Source organism: Baia soyae (assembly GCF_004341445.1).
Taxonomy (GTDB): Bacteria; Bacillota; Bacilli; order Thermoactinomycetales; family Thermoactinomycetaceae; genus Baia; species Baia soyae.
Genome location: NZ_SLXV01000080.1, coordinates 1 through 2,256, shown reverse-complemented (window position 1 = coordinate 2,256; position 2,256 = coordinate 1). Strand labels below are relative to the sequence as shown.

The following is a 2,256-nucleotide window of genomic DNA, read 5'->3' as shown; positions in this document are numbered from 1 at the left end:
ATAGTGATAGGTAAGCTTTTGAGGTCATCTCCAGCTTTTCCCCCACTCCACACCGTACGTGACGGTTTCCCGTCATACGGCGTTCCATCTAGTATTTCTACTAACCAATAACCTCCAGATTACATTTCTTACGCAGTGAATTTAGTTTATCAAGTTGTCTTTGATTGAGTTTGAATAGGCTTAGGCCTTTCAAAACTTTGTTCTTATCAGTGGCGTGAATCAGTTTATGCACATCCTTATGAACGATCATCAAGTTATTGTACTGATCGTTCCCACCTAATGATCGAGGAATAACGTGATGACAGTGTACCTCTTCCGCGGTGAGAGGCAAACCCGATATTTCACATCGTCCCTTTGCCATGGAATATCTCGATAACCGATTGTCTGTATACTCTACTGACCTGAATTCCGAGATTCTGTTCATCAATCTGGCTACTTCTCTTTGCATGTTGGCATCCAATCTAGAATGAATCTTGGATCGTGCCGACGGCACGAATAAGCTCATTTCAGGGTTAAAGTTTGTTAACCTTTTCATTTGGATGTCCACAATAGGGAAGATCCACACTGAGTCTACTTTCCAAGTCTTATAGTTCATCGAGTAATGTGATGTATATGTGTAACTGACTTGTCCGAATGGCTTCGCTCGTATGAATTTACCTTTTAGTCGTTGATACATATAGCGATTTAATCGATAGGCAATTTTGTGGAAATCAGTAGATACACAAGTAGCATATTGGAAATAATTATGTACTCCCATAATGATCGCATTTAGCTTATATGCTTGTTTTCGATTTCTTTTTTCTGATACTAGCTTAATGGCTCGTTTTATCTGCTCTACGATCCTATCTCTTGCTTTTTCTGCTATATGTGATCGGGCTACGTAGGTACGCCTTTTTCGGATTGCCTTGATTTCAAACCCTAGGAAAGTTGATTTACAGCGCTTAAGATTTACTATCTTTGATTTCTCTAGTGAAATTTCTAGTTTTAAGCGCTTGTTTATAAATCCTTCTATCGCGTAGAACCATCTCTGTGCCTCTTGTTTGAATCTGGTAAACACCTTCGCATCATCCGCATATCGGACGATGAATCCACATTTTAGCTTTGTTTTCTTAAGTCTTCGGTATCCATAGCACCTATGCGTGTACATATGACGTGTGGGGAATGTTTCCCATTGAGAGCTCACCCACTGATCGAGGTCGTTGAGCACCAGATTAGCTAAGAGTGGTGATAAAACCCCACCTTGTGGAGTTCCCTTGTTAGGGACCCCTCCTTTGTCAATAGAAGCGCGAAGGATTTTCCCTATAATAGCTCTGACTTTCAAATCTCGAATTCCCACGTTCCATAACTGTTTCATCAATTGTTTATGATTCACTTCATCAAAGAAACGAGCTATGTCGATATCTACTACGTAGTAGCAGTTTATAGCATTAACGAGAAAGTGGGATCGACTCAAGGCATGATGAGCACTACGCAGTGGGCGAAATCCATAGCTATGTTTATGGAATTTCGCTTCCATAATAGGTTCAAGTATCTGCCGAATGCACTGCTGGATCAGCCGATCCAGCATGGTAGGGATCCCCAGTGGACGTTTCTTTCCGTCAGGCCTTGGTATCCATACCCTTTTCACTGATTGAGGGGAGTATTCCCTCACATTAGATTGTACGAGTGTTACGATCTCCTTCTCTGTGTATTGCTCAAGATGTTTAATCGTAATCCCGTCCGTTCCTGCTGTTTTCGAACCTTTGTTACTCTTGATCATGCGATAGGCAAGCCGGATGTTCGCATCCGAAATAATGAGATGGTATAAACGATGGAACTTATTCCCCTGTTTGCTTCTAGCAAACAATTTATCAAAGACTTCTTGCATCCCGTAATATTCAGCTGCTCGTAAGAATGTGTTCAAGATGGCATGTCTCTTACGAGACAACCCCCAGTTCCTACTCGAAGCTTGAACTTCATCTGTAAGGTTATTTGGTTTTCAAGGTACTAGACTTGGGTCTATCCCTCCACACTGATTAAGTGCTTCATTGGTACTGTGACCCTACTCTCACAAAGACAAATGATGTTACCATCAACCTCCCCGATAACAGTCGTTTGGTTGGGAGTTCTTTGATTTCCACGTTCCACTTTACCTAGCTATCCATTCGATCCTTAGGTAGTGACTATAGACCTGTGAGCTTATAGCATCTTCGCTTGCTATCCCGTCTTTCATAACAACGATTCTTACTCGACGGTAACCCACCCTGCGCAAGGCAG

At 41.9% G+C, this 2,256-nt stretch carries 1 protein-coding gene; it reads right to left on the bottom strand.

Annotated features, from left to right (window positions below; genetic code table 11):
• Positions 1-100: 100 nt before the first annotated feature.
• Entirely contained in the window at positions 101-1,927 is a 1,827-nt protein-coding gene (ltrA, locus tag EDD57_RS14170; RefSeq protein ID WP_165873856.1) for a group II intron reverse transcriptase/maturase, read from the bottom strand.
• Positions 1,928-2,256: the final 329 nt, after the last annotated feature.